This is a genomic window from Sphingomonas sp. (assembly GCF_965200135.1).
Lineage (GTDB): Bacteria > Pseudomonadota > Alphaproteobacteria > Sphingomonadales > Sphingomonadaceae > Sphingomonas.
In genome coordinates, this window is record NZ_CBDATK010000006.1 from 509,978 (window position 1) to 529,288 (window position 19,311).

A 19,311-nucleotide genomic window follows, 5' to 3' on the forward strand; every position below is an offset into this window, starting at 1 on the left:
CGCATTGCTGCGACTGCACAATAAGTGTCGCAAGATGTCGCAGGGCTATGGCAAGGTCGCTGTCCTTGGTGCATGGCCGCCGCGGTTTGACGAGACGAGACAAGGCCTTGAGCGCTTCGCGCACGACACTGGCGATCGGACTGGTGGCGACCCTGCTGCTGGCCGGGTGCGGCAAGGAGGACGGCGGCGGCAACGCCAGCAGCGCCAACAGTAGCGGCGGTGGCGGCGGCGCCGGCGCCGGCGGGCGCGGTGGCCAGGGCGGCGGTCCGGCGGAGGTCGGCTTCGTCACCGTCCAGGCGACCGACGCGCCGGTCACCGCCGAGCTGTCTGGCCGCACCAGCGCCTATGAGGCGTCGGACGTCCGGCCGCAGGTGTCGGGGATCATCCGCCGGCGGTACTTCATCGAAGGCGCGCTGGTCCGGCGCGGGCAGCCGCTCTACGAGATCGACCCGTCGCTGTATCGCGCGGCGGTGGCACAGGCGCAGGCGAACCTTTCCAGCGCGCAGGCGAACGCGGAGGCGACCCGCATCCAGGCGCAGCGCTACGCCCCGCTGGCGCGGATCGAGGCGGTCTCTAAGCAGGAATACACCAACGCCATCGCGCAGGCGCGGCAGGGGTCGGCGACGGTGGCGCAGAACCGCGCCGCGCTCGATACCGCGCGGATCAACCTGCGCTTCACCACCGTGCCGGCGCCGATCTCCGGCCGCATCGGTCGGTCGCTGTTCACCGTCGGCGCGCTGGTCAACGCGGCGCAGGCCGATCCGCTGGCGCAGATCCAGCGGCTGGACCCGATGTTCGTCGATATCCAGCAGTCCTCATCGGCGATGCTGGCGCTGCGCCGCAGCCTCGCCCAAGGTGGCGTCGCGCCCGGTAGCGCCGCCGTGCGGCTGAAGCTGGAGGACGGCAGCACCTATCCGCTGACCGGTCGGATCGAGTTCGCCGAGGCGCTGGTCAGCACCACCACCGGCACCGTCACGCTGCGCGCGCGCTTTCCCAATCCGGACGGCATGTTGTTGCCGGGCATGTTCGTGCGCGCCAGCTTCGTCGCGGCGGTCGACCGCACCGCCTTTCTGGTGCCGCAACAGGGCGTGACCCACGATCCGCAGGGCAATGCGACCGTGCTGCTGGTCGGCCCCGACAACAAGGTCGCGCAGCGCAAGGTCACCGCCGGCCGCACGCAGGGGCAGTATTGGGTAGTGACCGACGGGCTGAAACCCGGTGACCGCGTCATCGTACAGGGCACCGCCAAGCTGCTGCCGGGCGCGGCGATCCGTCCGGTGCCCGCGACCACGCCGCAGCGGGTGGCCCCGCCCAAGCCGGGCCAGGAACCCAAGGCGGGTGGCGGGGGCGGCGGCAGCCGGGGCGGCTGATGATTTCGCGCATCTTCATCGATCGCCCGATCTTCGCCTGGGTGATCGCGATCATCATCATGCTGGCGGGGCTGGGCGCGATCCAGGCGCTGCCGATCGCGCAATATCCCGACGTCGCGCCGCCGCAGGTGTCGATCCGCGCCACCTATCCGGGCGCGTCGGCGGAAACCGTGCAGAACTCGGTGACCCAGATCATCGAGCAGTCGCTGACCGGCATCGACGGGCTGCTCTATTTCAGCTCGTCGTCCAGCTCGCGCGGCACCGTCTCGATCACCGCAACCTTCCGCAAGGGCACCGACCCCGACATCGCGCAGGTGCAGGTCCAGAACCAGGTCCAGCAGGCGGTGACGCGGCTGCCGACGACCGTGCAGCAACAGGGGCTGGTGGTCCGCAAGTCGAACCCCGACTTCCTGCTGATCGTCGGCGTCTACGACCAGACCGACACGCGGACCAACCAGGACGTGTCCGACTGGCTGATCTCCAACCTGCAGGACCCGCTCGGGCGCATCCCCGGCGTCGGCGACACCAACGTGTTCGGCGCGCAATACGCGATGCGGATCTGGCTCGATCCGGGCAAGCTCGCCAGCTTCCAGCTAATGCCGGGCGACGTCATCGCCGCGGTGCAGGCGCAGAACACGGAGATTGCGGCGGGCGAGATCGGCGGGCTTCCGGCGCCGCCCAACCAGTATCTCAACGCCACGGTCACCGCGCAGTCGCGGCTGCAGACGCCGGAGCAGTTCGCCAACATCCTGCTCAAGACCACCACCGACGGCGCCAGCGTCCGCATCAGCGACATCGGCCATGTCGAGCTGGGCGCGGAGAGCTACAACGCGCGCAGTCGCGTCAACGGCCATCCCGGCGCGGGCATCGCCGTGCTGCTCGCGCCCGGTGCCGACGCGCTCCAGACCGCCGAACTGGTCAAGGCGGAGATCGAATCGCGCGCCAAAGGCATGCCGACCGGGTTCAAGATCGCCTATGCGTCCGACACCACCGCCTTCATCAAGCTGTCGATCGACGAGGTCGTAAAGACGCTGATCGAGGCGATCGCGCTGGTCATCGTCGTCATGTTCGTTTTCCTGCAAAGCTGGCGCGCGACGCTGATCCCCACCATCGCGGTGCCGGTGGTGCTGCTCGGCACGTTCGGCGTGTTCTATCTCGCCGGCTTCTCGATCAACACGCTGACCCTGTTCGGGCTGGTGCTGGCGATCGGACTGCTCGTGGACGACGCGATCGTCGTGGTCGAGAACGTCGAGCGGCTGATGGAGGAGGACCCCGACCTCTCGCCGCACGACGCGACGGTCAAGTCGATGGACGAGATCACCGTCGCGCTGATCGCGATCGCGCTGGTGCTGTCGGCGGTGTTCCTGCCGATGGCGTTCTTCGGTGGGTCGACCGGCGTCATCTATCGCCAGTTCTCGATCACCGTGGTCGCGGCGATGATCCTGTCGGTGCTGGTGGCGCTGGTGCTGACGCCCGCGCTGACCGCCAACCTGCTCAAGCAGAAGCGCAAGGGCACCGACGGCAGGCCGGAGGGCGGCTGGGTCGGACGCCGGCTACCGCGCGTCGCGCATTGGGGAGAGGTCGCGCGCGACAAGTTCAACACCGGCTTCGACCGCACCACCGACCGCTACATCGCCGGCGTCCGGCACGTGATCGACCGCAAGTGGCTGTTCCTGCTGATCTATGTCGGCACGGTGGCGCTGCTGGCGGTGCTGTTCCTGCGGCTGTCGACCGGGTTCCTGCCCACCGAGGATCAGGGCGGCGCCTCAGTCCAGTTCCAGCTGCCGGCCGGTGCCACGCAGACGCGGACGCTGGAGGTGCAACAGCAGGTCGAGCGTTATTTCCTGACCTATGAGAAGGGCAACGTCTCGACCATGTTCACCGTGGCCGGCGGCGGCGGCGGCGGCGCGTCGGGGCAGAACACGGGCCAGGGGTTTCTGGCCTTGACCGACTGGGCGGATCGCAAGGGCACGAAGAACGGCGCGGACGCGATCATCGCGCGTGCGTCGGGCGCGTTTCGTGGCTTTCGCGACGCGCAGGTCTTCGCGCTGGTGCCGCCCGCGATCCGTGGCCTCGGCCAGTCCAACGGCTTCACCATCGAACTCCAGAACACCGGCGGTCTGTCGGCGATGGCGTTCGCGGCGGCCAAGGACAAGCTGCTCGCCGCCGCCAAGGACGATCCGGTCCTGGCCTCGGTCCGCGTCACGGAACTGCCCGACCAGGCGACGCTGAAGGTCGACGTCGACCAACAGCAACTCGCCGCCCTCGGCCTCAGCCAGGCAGACGTCAACACGACCCTGTCGACCGCATGGGGTGGACGCTACGTCAACGACTTCGTCGATCGCGGCCGCGTCAAGCGCGTCTATGTTCAGGGCGACGCGCCGTATCGCGCGCAGCCGTCCGACCTGGGGCAATGGTTCGTGCGCGGGACGAGCGGCGAGATGGCGCCCTTCAATGCCTTCGCGACGACCGGGTGGGGCCAGGCACCGTCCGTGCTGTCGCGGTTCAACGGCATTCCTTCTTACGAGTTTCAGGGGTCGGCGGGCGAAGGCCGCAGCTCGGGCGACGCGCTCGCCCGGATGCAGGAGCTGGCGGCCAAACTGCCCGGCACCAGCGTCGCGCTGTCGGGGCTGAGCTATCAGGAGAAACTGTCCTCGGGGCAGGCGCCGTTGCTGTACGGCCTGTCGCTGCTGGTCGTGTTCCTGTGCCTGGCGGCGCTGTACGAGAGCTGGACGATTCCGGTCGCGGTGCTGCTCATCATCCCGCTGGGGCTGATCGGCGCGATCGTCGCGGTGACGCTGCGCGGGCTCATCAACGACGTCTACCTCCAGATCGGGTTGCTGACGACGATGGGGCTGGCGTCGAAGAACGCGATCCTGATGATCGAGTTCGCCGAACAGGCCGAGCGCAAGGGCGCGCGCGTGATCGACGCGGCGCTGGAAGCGGCGCGTATTCGTCTGCGCCCGATCCTGATGACCTCCTTCGCCTTCATCTTCGGCGTCATGCCGCTCGCGATCTCGACCGGCGCCGGTGCCAACGCCCGCATCGCGATCGGGACGGCGGTGATCGGCGGCATGTTGACCGCGACGTTGCTCGCGATCTTCTTCATCCCCTTCTTCTTCGTCCTGGTCCGGCGCGGCGTGCGCGACGGCATCGCCAAGCTGCGCGGGCGGCCAACCGGGCATCCGGGCGCGCACGGGCGCGACGATGGCAGGGGTGGCGACGACGAGCCGCCGCTGGCGCTGCCCGCACCGCCGGACCGGCCCCTGCTGCCGGAGCCGTCGTGATGGGCCGCCCGCGTTCCGTGATCGGCGGACTGCTGGTCGCGAGCCTGCTCTCCGCCTGCTCGCTCAACCCGCATTACGAGCGGCCCGCGCTGCCGGTGCCGCCGTCGTGGCCGGTCGGCGACGCCTATCTGCGCCAGTCGGAGGCGGCGCTGCCGACGGTGACCTACGCCCAGGTCTTCACCGACCCGCGGCTGCAACAGGTGATCGGCCGCGCGCTGGCCAACAGTCGCGACCTGCGCGTCGCGGTCGCCAACATCGACGCGGCGCGCGCGCAGTACCGCATCCAGCGCGGCGACCTGTTCCCGGCGATCGACGCCAGTGCCCGCTTCACCCGGACCGACGGCGGAAACGGCACGACGAGCACCAGCACCACGGGCACGACGGGTTCGGGCACCACGACGGGCGGCACCGGGACCACGACGGGGGGCACGGCGACGGGTGGCACCGTCACCACCTCGTCGGGCGGTGCGCGCAATTCCTATGCGGTGAGCCTCGGCGCCACCGCGTTCGAGATCGATCTGTTCGGGCGCGTCCGTTCGCTGACGGGCGCGGCGCTCGATCGCTATTTCGCGACGGAGGCGGCGGCGCGCGCGACCCGGCTGACGCTGGTCGGCGACGTCGCGGATGCATGGCTGCAGCTCGCCGCCGACCGCACGCTGCTCAAGCTGGCGCAGGACACCGCCACCGCCGCGCAGCAGAGCGTGCGGCTGACCAACGCACGGCTGGTCGGCGGGATCAGCTCGCGCGTCGACCTGGCGCAGGCGCAGCAAATCCTCTTCACCGCGCAGGCGGATGTCGCGCAACAGACGACGCTGGTGGCGCAGGACGGCAACGCGTTGCAGCTGCTGGTCGGCGCGCCGGTCGAGGGCGCGCTGCTGCCCGCCGGGATCGACGACGCGACACCCGGCATCGTCGCGCTTCCCGCAGGCATCGACAGCGGCGTGCTGCTGCGCCGGCCCGACGTGGTCCAGGCCGAGTATCTGCTGCGCGCCACCAACGGCGACATCGGCGCGGCGCGGGCGGCGCTGTTCCCCCGGCTGTCGCTGACCGGACTGCTCGGTTTCGCCTCAACCGCGCTGTCGTCGTTGTTCAGCGGCGGCGCGTTCAACTATTCGGTCGCGCCGACCGCCAGCTACAACATCTTCTCCGCCGGCGCGGGCCGGGCCAACGTCGCCTACTCGCGGGCACAGCGCGATGCGGCACTGGCCAGCTATGAGCGGGCGATCCAAGCCGCGTTTCAGGAGACCGCCGACGCGCTGGCGCGGCAGGGCACCGTCGACGCGCAGCTGACCGCGAACAAGCGCTTCGCCGCTGCCGCCGCGACCACGCTGACGCTCGTCAACGCGCGATATCAGGGTGGGATCGACACCTTCCTATCCAGCCTCGACGCACAGCGATCGCTTTACACCGCGCAACGGACGCTGGTCGCGACCGCGCTGGTCGGCGCCAGCAACCGGGTGGCGCTGTATCGAGCGCTGGGCGGCGACTCGACCCTCGACGCGACCGCCGCCGGTCCCGTGACACCCGGTCGATAGCGCGACCGCGTCGGGCTTCGCCCCTTGACGCACGACCATGCTGCGCGGATGCTGCGCGGCATGGCCACCGATCCCAGCGCCTTTTTCCGCACCATGCTGGGTGAGTGGGAGAAGCTCGCCGCCGGCGTCGGCGGCGATGCGCTCAAGACGGATCAGTGGTCGCAGGCGATGAACGGCGCGCAGAACGCGCAGCTGGACGCGCAGGCGGCGATGAACGGGATGACCGAGCGCGCACTCGCCGCCGCCAACCTGCCGAGCCGTACCGTGGTCGCGGACCTGTCGGCGCGGATCGGCCGGATCGAGGCGGCGCTGGAGCGGATCGAAGGGCATCTGACCGGCGCGCCGGTGCGGGCGCCGGCAAGAGCCAAGCCGACGCGCGGGCGCAAACCACCAGAGCCTATCGCTTGAAGACCGTTATTCTGCCGTCATCCTCGCGACAGCGTGGACCCAGCACCCGCGCGTCGGTGATGGGTCGCCGCTCTCGCGGGAATGACGCGACCATCGCGGTCCGTGCCTAGCTCATGGCCACCGCCCCCGACCTCCTAGTCCCAGAGTTGCTGACCGCCGCCGCGTCCGAGTTCGAGCGCGCGATGCAGCGCAATCTGAAGGGGCTGGAGTATTTCACCACCGCCGGGCCACAGCTCGGCGCGTCGGCCAAGGACGTGCTGATCGAACGCGGCACGATGCGGCTCTACCACTATCGGCCGCTCGTCGACGACGTGTATCGCGTGCCGATCCTGCTGGTGATGGCGACGACCAACCGCGGCTATATCTTCGACATGGTGCCGGGGCAGAGCCTGGTCGAATACCTGCTGCGCGCCGGTTTCGACGTGTTCATGCTCGACTGGGAGGCACCGCGCACCGACGAGCGCACGCTGACGCTGGAGAGCTACGTCCTCGACTTCCTGCCCGCCGCGGTCGAGCGGGTGAAGCGCGAGACGGGCGAGGCCGAGCTGACCGTGGTCGGCTATTGCTTCGGCGGCGTGCTGTCGCTGCTGTGGGGCGCGCTAGAGGGTGAGACGGCGGGGCTTCGTAACCTCGTCACCTTTACCACGCCGGTCGACTTCACCGCGATGGAGATGTTCCAGAGCTGGGCGGACCGCCGTTTCTTCGACGTCGACCGGCTGGTCGACACGCTCGGCAACTGTCCGGGCGACTATCTCTATACCGCCTTCGACATGCTGCGCCCCGGCGCGCGCGTCGCCCAGCAGATCCGCGTCGTCGATCAGCTCCATGACGAGGCGTTCGTCCGGTCGTTCCGCATGTTCGATCGCTGGGCGAGCGATATCCTGCCGCTGGCGGGCGAATATTTCCGCGAGACCGTCAAGCAGCTGATGTGGGACAACCGGCTGCTCGGTGGCACCATGGCGGTCGGCGGCCGCGCGATCGACCTGGCCGCGATCCGGGTGCCGTTCCTGCACGTCGCGGCGCTCCACGACCATATCGTTCCCACCGCCGCCTCCGCGCCGCTGCTCGGGATGATCGGCGCGACGGACAAGGAAGAGGTGGTGATGAAGGGCGGCCACGTCAGTCTTGTCGCGGGCGGCAACGCGATCAAGCGCTTGTGGCCCAAGCTGGTCGACTGGTTGGGACAACGCAGCGTATGAGTCACAAGATCAGACGCTTCGACCCCGGCGACCGGGACCGCGTCGCCGCGTTCGTCGACACGCTGGACGAGCACGACCTGTTGTTCCTCGGCCGCGACCTGAAGCATCCGCGCGTGATCGAGGCGTGGCTCGACGCGATCGGCGAGGGCTGGATCGACAGCCTGATCGCCGAGGATCTCGATGGCGAGGGCCGACCGGTGGTCGGCACGGCGGCGCTGGTGCGCGATCCGCTCGGCTGGAGCGCGCATGTGGGTGAGGTGCGGCTGTTGGTCGCCGGCGACCGGCGCGGCGCGGGGCTCGGCCGCGACCTGCTGGAAGCGGTGTTCGCGATCGCGCACGGGCGCGGCCTCGCCAAGCTGACCGCGCGGATGACGCCCGATCAGGGAGGCTCGGTGGCGTTGTTCGAAAGCCTCGGCTTCCGGGCCGAGGCGCTGCTCAAGGATCAGGTGCGCGGGCGCGACGGCCAGTCGCACGATCTCGCGATCCTCAGCCACGATGCCGGCCGCGTCGCCGCCCGCCATCGCGCCTTCGGCACGGCATGAAACTTAACGCCGCTTCAGTAGGTTATAGCCCGTTGCAAGGAGAAACCTGATGGCGACCGCCGCCCTCGATGTCCGTCCGACCCATGAGATCAAGCCGCCGTCGGCGCTGCTCGCGCTGACCGAGCTGCCCCGCGCGATGGCGGAGTGGAGTTCGCTCGCGATGTCGATGGGCACGTTGCTGGCGACGGCGCCGCGCGGCGACGGCCATCCGGTGCTGGTCCTGCCCGGCTTTATGACCAGCGACACGTCGACCCGCGTGCTCCGCCGCTTCCTGCGGACGCTCGGCTACGACGCGCATACCTGGAACCTCGGCCGCAACCTCGGCCCCCGTGCGATCGGCGAGTCGGGCGAGCATCTGGTCGAACGGCTGCGTCAGGTCCACGAGGCGACGGGGCAGAAGGTCAGCCTGGTCGGCTGGAGCCTCGGCGGCATCATGGCTCGCCTCCTCGCCCGCCGCGCGCCCGATCACGTCCGTCAGGTCGTCACGCTCGGCTCGCCCTTCGCGGGCAGCCCCAAGGCATCCAACGTCTGGAAGCTGTATGAGATGATGAGCGGCAAGAAGATCGACGAGGCGCACACGCAGGCGATGATGGCGGAGATCTCGGCGCGCCCTGGTATCCCGACCACCGCGATCTACACCAAGGGCGACGGCGTCGTGGCGTGGGAGAATTGCCGCGAGGACGAGAGCGACCTTGCCGAAAATATCGAGGTCCACGGCTCGCATTGCGGGCTGGGGGTCAATCCGAGCGTGCTCTACGCGGTCGCCGACCGGCTTGCGCGCAAGCCGGGCGAACTGCGGCGTTTCGATCGGTCGGGCGTGACCGGCTGGATGTATCCGGTCTCCGGTCGCGCCTGAGCCGCACCGGACGGTCCGTCAGGGCAATCGACATCCCGACAGCATGGTCGTGCCCGCCAGCGAACGGACCTGATCGCACGCGACGGTGATCGTCAGCCCCCTGCTCAGCGTCGCCAGCCGCGGTCCATAACCCGTGGGGAAACTCACCACCATATAGTTGAAGCGGTTACGCCCCTCCATCGACAGCGACGGCGTCGCGCCCGGCTGGACCATAGAGGCGATCAGCCCGGTGACAGCGATCGGCCCGGTGTAGCGCAATGCCGCGCCGGCTGGATCGATGGAGAACGCCGAGTCGAGCGTCGTGGCCGTTACCGTCGCGCCGGTCGGCATCGTGTGCGTTGTGGGCACGCTGAGCCCGTCGCGGTCGACCGCCGTCGCCGTAACCGCGGTTGGCGCTGCCGACGTCGGCGCACGATCGCGTCGCATCAGGAACACATAAGCCACCGCCACCATTGCGACGAAGACCAGCACCGGCAGGATCCAGATCGCCCCACCTCCGCCTGACGCCGGCCGCGCGAGCTGCGGTGTGAACTGCGGCCCGAAGTGGGGTGTAGCCTGAGTGGCGGGATGGATCGGGGATTGGGCAACGGGTTGCGGCACTTGAACGGGTGGCGGGGGCGTCGGCCCCGGCGACGTCACGACCGCCGCCGCGTCGATAGCGACCGGCTTGCCGCATTCTGGGCAGAACTTCGCGCCGACGGGGACCGCCGCGCCGCACTCGGTGCAAAATGCCATCGCCGTTCTCCCTCGTCACCGGAACGACGCGCGGTCCGAAAGATCGTTCCGGACACACACCATCGGCCCGATCAGCCGACCAGAAATTAAATGAGCGTTGTTCATTTTCAGTTAAACTGAACACTGCTTAATTACAGGGGCGGTCGGGAACGGCCGCCGAACGCATCCTCGCCCCCGAGGATCGACAGGAGAACGACCATGACGCTGAAGCACCTGATCGCCGCCGCGATCGTCGCCGGGTCCGCCGTCGCCAGCCAACCCGCCGCCGCCTACGACATCCGCATCACCGGGCAGACCCTCGCCAGCCGCCAGCTCGCGGTCGACGTGCTGCGCGACATCGCCGCCTATTCCAAGGCGACCGGCGGCTGCTCGTTCGTCTTTTCGGCCGACATGCGCGTCCTGCCGGCACGGGCCACGCCGCCGGTCACTCGCTCACGCGGTGGCCATGCGGAGCAATGGACGCTCAACCTGTGCGCCGCGAAACAGCGCTTCCAGGTCGCGATGTGGCCGTCGCCGCGCGGCGGCACCGACTACGCCATCACCCCCCTGACCGGCCGCATGCCGCTCACGACGCGGTGACGCCGAACCACGTTCGATCCACCCCCCATGGGAGAATAAAAATGATCTGCACGCTCAAGAACGCCGCCCTCCTTGACCTGCTCCCCGGAAATCATGCCATTGGTAAGTTAGCTCGTCAGATGGAGACGAGCGATGCGGCGAAGCCGATTTACCGAGGATCAGATCATTGGCGTGCTGCGCGAGCACGAGGCTGGCGTGAAGACGGCGGACCTGTGCCGCAAGCACGGGATCAGCGATGCGACGTTCTACAATTGGAAGTCGAAGTACGGCGGGCTGACGGTGTCCGACGCGGCGCGGTTGCGGGCGCTCGAGGATGAGAACCGACGCCTGAAGAAGCTGCTGGCGGAGTCGATGCTGGACGTGTCGGCGCTTAAGGATCTGCTGGGAAAAAACTGACCCGGTCTGCAGAGCGCTATGCTGCGGTGGAGAAGCTGATGGCCGATCACGGCTTCTCCGAGCGTCGCGCCTGCAGGCTGATCGGGGTCAATCGGTCGGCATGGCAATATGAGCCGCTTCGCGGGAAGGACGATGCTGTCCGCGAGCGGATGCGTGAGATCGCGAACGAGCGTCGTCGGTTCGGCTACCGGCGGCTGGCGATCCTGCTGCAGCGTGAGGGCAAGGGCATGAACCTGAAGAAGGTGTATCGGCTGTATCGCGAGGAGCGGCTGACGATACGCAAGCGTGGCGGGCGCAAGCGCGCGCTGGGCACGCGGGCGCCGATGGCAATCCCGCAGGAGCCCAACCAGCGCTGGTCGCTCGACTTCGTATCGGATGCATTGGCCTGCGGCCGGCGGTTCCGCTTGCTCAACGTCATCGACGATTACAGCCGGGAATGCCTGGCCTGCATCGTCGATACGTCGCTGTCCGGTCGGCGGGTCGTTCGTGAGCTGAGCGCTATCGCCGAACGTCGCGGGCTGCCGTGCATGGTGGTCAGCGACAATGGCACCGAGCTGACCAGTCACGCCGTTCTTGCCTGGTGCCAGGATACCGGGGTCGACTGGCATTACATCGCGCCGGGCAAGCCGCAGCAGAACGGCTTCGTCGAAAGCTTTAATGGTCGCTTGCGCGACGAGTGCCTGAACGAGCACCTGTTCCCATCGCTGGCCGCGGCAAGACGGATCATCGAGGCATGGCGGACGGACTACAACACCGTGCGTCCGCACAGCAGCCTTGGCGGGTTGGCACCCGCCGAGTTCACCAACTGCCCCCGCCAGGGGCATATGGACACTGAAGCTAAGTTATCAGCGGCCTGAAAACGGGGAGCAGGTCATCCTCGCCCTCGCGACCGCCGCCGCAGCACTGCCCACCGTCGCCGCCGCCGCACCGCTGCCGACCTGGTATGGCAGCTATGTCTGGGAGGAGAATGTCGGCCGCCACGGCGGGGACGCGCCGGGCGAAGGCATCGTCGCCTTTCGCACCTACACGCTGCGCCTCGGTCCGTCGGCCGGTGCCACCGGCTGCCTGCTGACCGGCGAGGGCTTTCAGCTCTACGAACGGCTGCAATGTACCGCCACGCCGGAGATGGATTCGGTGGTCATCAAATACTATAATTTCCGCAACGCCGGTCCCTATGCCATGGGCGCGCCGCTGTTCAGGATGACCCGCACGAACCATGGCCTCGTCACCCGACTGCAGGCGCTTCGCCCCGGCAGCGACCTCACGCGCACCACGGGCAGGCTGTTCCGCCCCGCGCGTTGAGACATTGCCACCGCTCCCGGTGCCGGGAGCGGTGGCCCCCATCAAGGAGGTACTCTCGTGAGCAACGGTCTTCCCCCGCGCAAACGCCTGATGCCGATCGACCGCTGGGCCGGCGTCGCCACGCAGTTCGAGCGCACCGATGGCGGCTATCTGTTCCGCCGCCATGGCCACGGCCCCGCCATCCGCGTCGCCATGGCCGAGCGGGACGCCTTCGTCGCCGCGGGCATGCGCGCGCTGCTCGGTCACGCGGCGGCGTTCGTCGGCTGTGGCGGCGCGGCCTGGCTCGTCGTGCGCGAGATGATGGCCGATAGCAGCCCGGATCTGACCGCCGTCGCGGTCGGCATCGTGCTGTCGCTGGTCGCGCTGGCGCTCTACGTCTCGCAACGCTGGTATGCCGACGCCCCGGCCCGCGCGCTGGCGCATCGCCCGGTGGTGGCCCCCGCCCGCGATCCTGATTTCAGCGGCCGCGTCGGCTATCTCACCATCGCCGTCGGCACATCGTGCCTCGTCGTGATCGCGGCGCTCGGCACCGACCAGCCGCGCTCCTTCTACGTCGCCTTCGCGACGATCGCGGTGATGGGCGGCATCTTCGCCGCGATCGGCAAATGGTTCGGCGACGCCGCCCTGTCGCCCGCCCAGTATCGCCGCGCGCTCGCGGCGGAGGACACCGATCAGCGCCATCACCGCGAGCGTGCCGCCGCTCTGGAACGCGCGCACCCGACCAAGGCGTGGCACGCGCCGCTGCTGCTGGCGGTGCTGGCGCTGGAGATCGTCGTGCTGATCGGCGCGCTGTGCGCGACCGTCGCGGTCGCGGGCGCGATCACCGGCACCGGCTATGCCGAGATGGCGTTCGGCCCGTTCATGGTCGCCTTCGTCGCCGGACTGGTACTCGGCGGGCTGCTGGTCTGGCCGCTCGACGGCTGGTGCAAGCGCCGGACCGGGTCGTCTGCGATCGACGCGCTCAACGTGATCCCGGATTGGTAGGTCGTCGCGATGCGGCGCGGGTGGTCAGACGGTCGCGAACCAGATCACGTGCGCCGCGCCCTTACCGTTCTCCCGCGCCCGGACCCGCACCTCGTCGACCGCGAAGCCCGCGCGCTCCAGCCGGCGTGCAAACGCCGGGTCGGGCGCCGCCGACCACACCGCCAGCACGCCCCCCGGCCGCAAGGCCGCCCGCGCCGCCGCCAGGCCCGCCACCGAATAGAGCCGATCGTTCGCCGCCCGTGTCAGTCCGTCCGGGCCATTGTCGACATCCAGCAGGATCGCGTCCCAGCCCCCGTCACGGATCGCATCGGCGACATCGCCCATCCGCAGCGTCACGCGCGCATCGTCCAGGCAACCGTCGGTCAGCGCCGCCATCGGACCCCGCGCCCACTCGACCACGCCCGACACCAGCTCGGCCACGGTCACCCGTGCGTCCGCACCGACCTCGCCCAGCACGGCGCGCAGCGTGAAGCCCATGCCATAGCCGCCGATCAGCAGCCGCGGCGCGCGCGTCGCCAACCGCGCGCAGGCCATCGTCCCCAACGCCACTTCGGAGCCGCTCATCCGCGTGCTCATCAGCTCGTTGCGGTCGAGCACGATCATGAAGTCCGCACCGCGTTGGAAGAGCCGCAGCGGCTCGCCACCCGGCACCTCGGCGACGCCGACCAGCGTGCGCGGTGTCATGAGCGGTCGGCGGTCACCCGCGTTGGCGTGCCTTGCGAGCGGCGTAGCGCGCGTCGCGCGCCGCCTTCATCTCTTCGGCGGTCGGCATCTTGGGCGGCGGGGCCGGACGACGCAGCGCGGCGGCGGCCTCGGCGGCCGCCTCCGCCGCGGCCTTCGCCTCGGCGCGCGCCTGTTCCTTGGCGGCCTTGGCATCGGCCAGCGCCTGTTGCCGCGCCGCGCGCTTTTCGGCCTCGACGGCGTCGCGCGCCGCGCGCGCCGCCGCGCGGGCCGCGACCTGCTCGGGGTCGGGCGCCGCCTTGTTGCGGAGCTTCTCCAGCGCCTGGTCCTTCGCCGCGCGGGCAGAGGCGGCGCGATCTTCGAAAGTGGGGGTCTTGTATGCAGCCATGGCCTGACGCTCTACCAGAAAAGCCGTCGCGTTAAAGGGGGCTATGTCAACCCAGCCGCACCAGCAGCTCAATTTGACGCTGCAATAGACGGGGTACGCCACGGGCCCGCTGCGACCGCCGACATCGCCATCGACGCGGTATCAGTCATAAGTGCCACGAGTGCCCGATATCGCGCCGCAAATAGTTCTGTCGGCGACGTTTAGCAGCGGTGCGATTTCTGTCGCAATAGTACCGCTGCGGCGCAGCAGGCGATCTCCTCGGTCCCTGCACGCGCCGCTAACGCGCCCTTCATCGCGCGCATCTAGAACGCAATCATGCCCCAGACCGACCGCCAAGCGACCGCCGAACTTACCTGGACGCTGCACCAGCCGTTCCGCGCGAGCGTCGCCGACTGCCTCCTACGCTGGCACACGCTCGATGGCCCCGCCCGCGCGCGCAGTTATCTTGTCCTCCACGGCCAAGCCGGGCTGCGTCGCACGCTCGACGCCGAACACATCGCCGATCTGGCGATGACGATCGGCTGAGCCTTCCTTCCCATCGCGATCGACGCTGTCGGCTTGGAGCCAGGATGGTGCGAAGCGGCAGGTGACGGCGGGTTCGTCTCTCCCATTGATTGTTTCCTGACACATCAACGCATTGATTTCTGACGATTTAACTTGACCGAACAATTCAGAATACCGTCAAGAATACCGTCAAAATCCTTCGCTGTTGATTTTATTGGATTTATGGAATCCGAGTCGCGGAATGCACGCGAGCTAACGCTTGGTCAACGAACGTACTCAGATCGAGCCACTGAGCAAGCCCCCCCGGTTGCGTTTCTCACCCAACTGCAAAGCCTCGAATAGGCCGTCGGCTCGAAGCAGGCCGCGTTGGTAAGATCTAAGCGGTCAGCCCTTCAGGCGCGGCATTCCCGCGAAATCCCGCTTGCCGATCGGCAATCCTTTCCAGCGCAGGATGTCGTACGCGGTGGTGGCATGAAAGTAGAAGTTCGGCTGCGAGAAAGAGAGCAGGAACTCCTCCGCCAGGAACTCCATGCGACGCTCACCGAACTCGAAGCGCATGTCGCGGCCGAGAAAGCCGTCAACCTCCGCTGGATCGATCGCCTCGAGTCCGGCCAGCGTCTCGGTAAGGCGCATCTTCAGCCCCGCGAAGTCGGATGGCGGCGGCGTCATATCGGGCCCGAACACGCCTTTGCGCACGCCCTCAATCGCGCCGAGCGAATGCACCGCCATCGACTTCACCTGATAGGCGAAAGGCAGCATGCCGTCGGCAAGCCGCGCCTGGATCAGGGTGTCCGGCGAAAGGTTGCGCTCGGCGCAGAACGCTTCGGCCTTGTCGATCAGAGCAGCGGAGGCACGCAGGATTTGCACCTGGGACGGGATGATGGCCGCATGAAGGGAGAAGGTCATGTCTGTCTGTGCAGCCCTCGGTTCAGCCCCGTCAAGCCCATGCTCGATGCGGCTTGGGCAAAGCTAAAAGCGATCTACGAAGTGCTCGAAATGTCACCGCCTGTGAGCTGAGGATCGGGGAATGGGAGACGGGTACAACTTTCAGCAGCTCAAGGCCGCGATCTTGGCACTGAGCCGAGCCACCGATTGGGAGGTGGCCAAAAAAGAGTGGCGCCTTATCGAGATTTCCGAAGCCGACGAGCCCGAGACCTGTCTGTGCGGCCATTTCCCGATCATCGAGTTGTGTACCATCTCCAATTCTACGGCCGCCAAATCGGTGGACGTCGGCAACGTGTGCGTGAAGCGGTTCCTGGGCTTCCGGTCCGATTTGATTTTCCAGTCCCTGAAGCGTGTCCGAGCCGACCCAGATAAAGCGATCGGCCCGGATGCAACCGCGTTCTTTCACGAGCGCGGGGTCATCAACGATTGGGAATACCAGTTCCAGCAGAGCACAATGCGGAAGCGCAACTTTTCTGAGCGGCAGTTGGCGACCAGGCATTCGATAAATCAAAAAGTGATAGCGGCTGTGAGGCGTCGTGGGCTTTCATAGTGGACGCGCCGCTTTCAATTTTAGACGCCGTTGTGAAGTCGAGGTGCCGCTAAGCGCCAGCGGCAGATGCGCGGCAGGTCGGTCACGCAGCGGCTCTCACCCTGCTGACCGTAGGCGGCATAAGGGTTCATCAGCATCAGACTTCCCCCGGGATTGAGGCAAGGCCGACGTTCGGGCAAGCGTTCTGTCTGGCGGCGTCGCAGATGAACACGTCGCAGGCGCCGCCATAGAATCACGGTTGAGTGCGAAGGTTGCCGTGATCGCCTCCTCCCCGGAAGCATAGGTGGAGAAACTGCCCCAACTATTCCCGGACGCACTTTCGTGCCCGATTTCGAAACCGCTGATGCCGTCCCCCATGACGTGGACGACGCCGCGACCGTCGCCGCGCGTGTAGGGAAACTGGACCACGCCGCCCATCATGCCGTCTCCAGCATGTTAGCAATGACCATGACGAACCCGTCGTCGCGCCCGATTGCCTCGCACGATCCGGCCGTGACAATGAGCCACTTCTTGTCCTCGACCGTGGGGCACCGGTCGACCAGCATCTGGAGGGCTGCGAGGTGCGGCGGCAGATGGAAAAGAGCAGCTAAGCGGGAGGAATCAGCCATCGGCTGCCTCCCTCGTTTCGGACCGCAGCCAATGCGTCGCTATGATCCGAGGGGGCGGACCTAAATCTTGAACTCGATCCGCCGGCTCGTTATAGTTGACAGCGCTGCTGATGAGCAAGATTGTGGAGGGCTGGACTGTGGCGGTCCGGCCCTTTCGCGTTTTACGGCCGCTCGCCGCTGCTGCTGTGAACATCCTCGATCACGTTGCTTGGTCCACGAGCGCGTGGAGGCTATCGACCTTGATGAGGCGGCGACCGCGAACCTTGGCGGAGGCGACCTTCCCCTCGTTGATGAGCCGGTAAATCGAACAGCGGCTGACACCGATCAGACTTGCGGCGTGCTTAACCGTGGTGGTGATGGCTTGCATCGACGGTCTCCTTGTCCCAGCCGCACATCAGCGACTGTTCAGACCGTTGCAGGATGTTTCAGGATGCCGCCGCGAGGGAGTGGCGACAATTCAGATAGATTTTCCGGCGTCCATCAGGGCCTGCGCGAGAATGCCTCGATAGTCTGCGATCATCGCCAGCCGGTCCGCTTATTCACGTTGCCGACGGCGAAGGCGTTTGCGATGTCGTTCGTCTATGTGCTGACGGCTCAGGGTCGAGACGAGCCCGTCGCGCTCGAGCATCTTGCGGCCGTGTCTCTTGTGGATCGCTTGAGAACAGGAGTGAACCAGCAGCTGAACTTCAGGCGGCAGCGAAGGTCGCAGCCGCCGACCGAACATTCCGAGACGCTCTCCCTTGCGCGCCAACCACGCGGCGTCCTCGCGCGTGAGCTGAACCGTCACAGGCTTGAACGGTCGCCCACGCGCTTCCGTTACGCTACCTTCCGGAATTTGGCCGCAAGCGAGGTGACGTCGTGCTGATCACGTAAGCCGGCCAGCGCCTCGGCGAGCAGCCCGAGGGGAGTGCTATGCTGCTGGCGCTCGACGCCCTCAAGCCACCACAAGATCGAGCGGGCCTGAAAGGGGCTTACCTCGACCACAACGACACCGCTGGCCGGCATCAGCCCGCGATGCTCGTCACGCTGCTGGGCTCGCCGATGCCCATGCCCGAGATCGCATTCCGAACTGTCTCGCTCACGTAGCTCGGCGCCAAGTGGGCGTAGTGCTTCCGGGTGATGCGCTCGTCCTTGTAGCCCATCGCCTCGGCGATCACGGCCATCGGCACCCCAGCGCGAGCGAGACGCGCGCCGTAGGTGCGACGCAGGTCGTGGAACCTGGTCTTGTCGATGTTCGCGCGATCGAATGCGTCGTTCATCCGCCGTAGCTGCTGGCTACGTTGCCATTGCGTGCCATCCGGCCGGACGAAGATGAAGCTGGCGGGCTTCTTGCCGGCGATGGCCGTCTCGATCATCGCCACCCCGTCCTCGTCGAGATATGCCGGCCGTGGCTCCGCGTTCTTCGTCTCGACCAGATAGACGGTGCACGACTGCCGATCATAATCCTTCACCTGAGCGTGACGAAGCTCGCCATATCGGTCGCCGGTGAGCAGCGCTGCCCGGACCATCGGCCGAACTCAGGCTCGCTGGCGCTGACCAGTCGCCGTGCCTCGTCGTCGTTGAGGTAACGGCGCTTGGCGACGTCCACGCCCTTGAAGGGCTTCACTTTCGACCACGCGGCGATCGGCATCCAATCACGCGACTCGGCCGCACGATTGAGCGCCGCCTTCAACACGGTCAGGTCCCGGTTGGCGGTGGAGCGCCGCTTTCGCAGAGCTTCTTGTCGTCGACGCTGCGCTCGTTCTGCTTCTCCGCGCCTCGCTTCGTTCGTAGCCTCGCCGGCGAGTTCGCCCGAGCTTCGTGCCAGTCCCCGATGATCTTCTGGGTGAGGTTCGCCACCTCGTGATGGCCCAGCACCGGCTTGATGATCTCCTCCACTCGCGATCTCATGTCGGTAGGAATCGCACCCGTGCGCGCCTTCACGCTTGCGGTATATTCGTCGAGGGCCGCAGCGACGGTGAACGGCCCGGCCGGCTTCACGCCGCCGCGCGCCTGATCATCGAACCACTCGTGCGCCTTAGTCTGGGCTTGCTTCCAGTCGAGGACGATCTCGCCGTCGGCATCCCGGACATCGTCAGCTTCGCCGATGCGGATCTTGGTGTAGCCCTTGCCGCCGCCGGGCTTGCGATAGCGCACCACCCACTTGCCGCCGCGCTCGCCGCGGTAGTATCCGATGTGACATCCTTCGGTTATGGCGCGCCAGTATATGTCCGAACTGACCGGTAACCGCATGCGCGCTGCTCGATCCTGGAGCCGTACATCCTTGACCGTCCTGCCAATGTCGACCTGCCTCCGACGCACTTGGGTAAAGCTTGGGGAATGTACACGCTGCGACTCGCTGACACAATCTGAACCGGCGAATGGCAGTTTTCTGCCGATGTTCGACAGGCGTTCTCGTGTCAGATTGTAGCAGGATGTTCGTTTATCCGCCCTCTCACGGCG

Annotated in this window: 23 protein-coding genes; 13 read left to right on the top strand and 10 right to left on the bottom strand. The window is 67.4% G+C overall.

Annotation, left to right across the window (positions count from 1 at the left end):
* Nucleotides 1-107 precede the first annotated feature (107 nt).
* The 7 genes from ACOFKS_RS07220 to ACOFKS_RS07250 all read left to right on the top strand — a co-directional run bounded on the left by ACOFKS_RS07220 (nucleotide 108) and on the right by ACOFKS_RS07250 (nucleotide 9,197).
* Nucleotides 108-1,370 (top strand): efflux RND transporter periplasmic adaptor subunit, encoded by a 1,263-nt coding sequence (locus tag ACOFKS_RS07220; RefSeq protein ID WP_419808560.1) that lies wholly within the window; start codon nucleotides 108-110, stop codon nucleotides 1,368-1,370.
* Nucleotides 1,370-4,657 (top strand): efflux RND transporter permease subunit, encoded by a 3,288-nt coding sequence (locus ACOFKS_RS07225; RefSeq protein ID WP_419808561.1) that lies wholly within the window; start codon nucleotides 1,370-1,372, stop codon nucleotides 4,655-4,657. Before ACOFKS_RS07220 ends, ACOFKS_RS07225 begins: the two co-directional genes overlap by 1 nt.
* Entirely contained in the window at nucleotides 4,657-6,192 is a 1,536-nt protein-coding gene (locus ACOFKS_RS07230; protein WP_419808562.1) for an efflux transporter outer membrane subunit, read from the top strand. Before ACOFKS_RS07225 ends, ACOFKS_RS07230 begins: the two co-directional genes overlap by 1 nt.
* A gap of 60 nt (nucleotides 6,193-6,252) precedes the next feature.
* A complete protein-coding gene (locus ACOFKS_RS07235) occupies nucleotides 6,253-6,600 on the top strand; it encodes a hypothetical protein (protein ID WP_419808563.1) in 348 nt (115 codons plus the stop codon).
* Nucleotides 6,601-6,713: 113 nt separating this feature from the next.
* Nucleotides 6,714-7,799 carry an alpha/beta fold hydrolase gene (locus ACOFKS_RS07240; protein ID WP_419808564.1) on the top strand — a complete coding sequence of 362 codons (1,086 nt, stop codon included), beginning with the start codon at nucleotides 6,714-6,716 and terminating at the stop codon, nucleotides 7,797-7,799.
* Nucleotides 7,796-8,341: an N-acetyltransferase family protein gene (locus tag ACOFKS_RS07245; RefSeq protein ID WP_419808565.1), complete on the top strand. Its 546-nt coding sequence runs from the start codon at nucleotides 7,796-7,798 to the stop codon at nucleotides 8,339-8,341. The genes ACOFKS_RS07240 and ACOFKS_RS07245 overlap by 4 nt, the downstream gene beginning before the upstream one ends.
* Nucleotides 8,342-8,390: 49 nt before the next feature.
* Nucleotides 8,391-9,197: an esterase/lipase family protein gene (locus ACOFKS_RS07250; protein ID WP_419808566.1), complete on the top strand. Its 807-nt coding sequence runs from the start codon at nucleotides 8,391-8,393 to the stop codon at nucleotides 9,195-9,197.
* Between the two features lie 18 nt (nucleotides 9,198-9,215).
* Here the strand turns inward: ACOFKS_RS07250 and ACOFKS_RS07255 are convergent, their stop codons facing one another.
* Nucleotides 9,216-9,932, bottom strand: coding sequence for a zinc ribbon domain-containing protein (locus ACOFKS_RS07255; RefSeq protein ID WP_419808567.1), 717 nt, complete (start codon nucleotides 9,930-9,932; stop codon nucleotides 9,216-9,218).
* A 198-nt stretch (nucleotides 9,933-10,130) separates the two neighbouring features.
* Between ACOFKS_RS07255 and ACOFKS_RS07260 the strand changes: the two genes are divergently transcribed.
* The 4 genes from ACOFKS_RS07260 to ACOFKS_RS07275 all read left to right on the top strand — a co-directional run bounded on the left by ACOFKS_RS07260 (nucleotide 10,131) and on the right by ACOFKS_RS07275 (nucleotide 13,193).
* Complete coding sequence (locus ACOFKS_RS07260) at nucleotides 10,131-10,511, top strand: hypothetical protein (RefSeq protein WP_419808568.1); 381 nt, start codon at nucleotides 10,131-10,133, stop codon at nucleotides 10,509-10,511.
* Nucleotides 10,512-10,643: 132 nt separating this feature from the next.
* Nucleotides 10,644-11,764, top strand: a protein-coding gene (locus ACOFKS_RS07265) for an IS3 family transposase (protein WP_419807427.1) whose coding sequence is annotated in 2 segments (ribosomal slippage) — nucleotides 10,644-10,893 and nucleotides 10,893-11,764 — 1,122 coding nt in all. Because the reading frame shifts where the segments join, the coding sequence is not laid out codon by codon here.
* Nucleotides 11,682-12,209: a DUF5991 domain-containing protein gene (locus tag ACOFKS_RS07270; protein ID WP_419808569.1), complete on the top strand. Its 528-nt coding sequence runs from the start codon at nucleotides 11,682-11,684 to the stop codon at nucleotides 12,207-12,209. The genes ACOFKS_RS07265 and ACOFKS_RS07270 overlap by 83 nt, the downstream gene beginning before the upstream one ends.
* A 57-nt stretch (nucleotides 12,210-12,266) precedes the next feature.
* Nucleotides 12,267-13,193: a hypothetical protein gene (locus ACOFKS_RS07275; RefSeq protein ID WP_419808570.1), complete on the top strand. Its 927-nt coding sequence runs from the start codon at nucleotides 12,267-12,269 to the stop codon at nucleotides 13,191-13,193.
* Between the two features lie 24 nt (nucleotides 13,194-13,217).
* On the opposite strand, the gene ACOFKS_RS07280 is transcribed toward ACOFKS_RS07275, so the two are convergent.
* Together ACOFKS_RS07280 and ACOFKS_RS07285 are read right to left on the bottom strand one after the other, a co-directional pair.
* Nucleotides 13,218-13,877, bottom strand: a complete 660-nt coding sequence (locus ACOFKS_RS07280) for a spermidine synthase (protein ID WP_419808571.1) — start codon at nucleotides 13,875-13,877, stop codon at nucleotides 13,218-13,220.
* Nucleotides 13,878-13,890: 13 nt separating this feature from the next.
* Entirely contained in the window at nucleotides 13,891-14,262 is a 372-nt protein-coding gene (locus ACOFKS_RS07285) for a DUF6481 family protein (protein ID WP_419808572.1), read from the bottom strand.
* A gap of 315 nt (nucleotides 14,263-14,577) precedes the next feature.
* On the opposite strand from ACOFKS_RS07285, the gene ACOFKS_RS07290 reads away from it, so the two are divergent.
* Entirely contained in the window at nucleotides 14,578-14,787 is a 210-nt protein-coding gene (locus ACOFKS_RS07290) for a hypothetical protein (protein ID WP_419808573.1), read from the top strand.
* 363 nt (nucleotides 14,788-15,150) lie between these two features.
* On the opposite strand, the gene ACOFKS_RS07295 is transcribed toward ACOFKS_RS07290, so the two are convergent.
* Entirely contained in the window at nucleotides 15,151-15,672 is a 522-nt protein-coding gene (locus ACOFKS_RS07295; RefSeq protein WP_419808574.1) for a DUF1993 domain-containing protein, read from the bottom strand.
* Nucleotides 15,673-15,793: 121 nt separating this feature from the next.
* Between ACOFKS_RS07295 and ACOFKS_RS07300 the strand changes: the two genes are divergently transcribed.
* Nucleotides 15,794-16,261: a hypothetical protein gene (locus ACOFKS_RS07300; protein WP_419808575.1), complete on the top strand. Its 468-nt coding sequence runs from the start codon at nucleotides 15,794-15,796 to the stop codon at nucleotides 16,259-16,261.
* A 416-nt stretch (nucleotides 16,262-16,677) separates the two neighbouring features.
* Here the strand turns inward: ACOFKS_RS07300 and ACOFKS_RS07305 are convergent, their stop codons facing one another.
* The 6 genes from ACOFKS_RS07305 to ACOFKS_RS07330 form a co-directional block, all read right to left on the bottom strand.
* Entirely contained in the window at nucleotides 16,678-16,869 is a 192-nt protein-coding gene (locus ACOFKS_RS07305; RefSeq protein ID WP_419808576.1) for a hypothetical protein, read from the bottom strand.
* A 199-nt stretch (nucleotides 16,870-17,068) separates the two neighbouring features.
* Nucleotides 17,069-17,236: a helix-turn-helix domain-containing protein gene (locus ACOFKS_RS07310; RefSeq protein WP_419808577.1), complete on the bottom strand. Its 168-nt coding sequence runs from the start codon at nucleotides 17,234-17,236 to the stop codon at nucleotides 17,069-17,071.
* 449 nt (nucleotides 17,237-17,685) lie between these two features.
* Entirely contained in the window at nucleotides 17,686-17,874 is a 189-nt protein-coding gene (locus tag ACOFKS_RS07315) for a hypothetical protein (protein WP_419808578.1), read from the bottom strand.
* Nucleotides 17,874-18,377, bottom strand: coding sequence for a site-specific integrase (locus tag ACOFKS_RS07320; RefSeq protein WP_419808579.1), 504 nt, complete (start codon nucleotides 18,375-18,377; stop codon nucleotides 17,874-17,876). Before ACOFKS_RS07320 ends, ACOFKS_RS07315 begins: the two co-directional genes overlap by 1 nt.
* The gene (locus ACOFKS_RS07325; protein WP_419808580.1) at nucleotides 18,317-18,541 is read right to left on the bottom strand and encodes a hypothetical protein; all 225 of its coding nucleotides are present in this window, start codon (nucleotides 18,539-18,541) and stop codon (nucleotides 18,317-18,319) included. Before ACOFKS_RS07325 ends, ACOFKS_RS07320 begins: the two co-directional genes overlap by 61 nt.
* A gap of 5 nt (nucleotides 18,542-18,546) precedes the next feature.
* Entirely contained in the window at nucleotides 18,547-19,101 is a 555-nt protein-coding gene (locus ACOFKS_RS07330) for a hypothetical protein (protein ID WP_419808581.1), read from the bottom strand.
* Nucleotides 19,102-19,311: the final 210 nt, after the last annotated feature.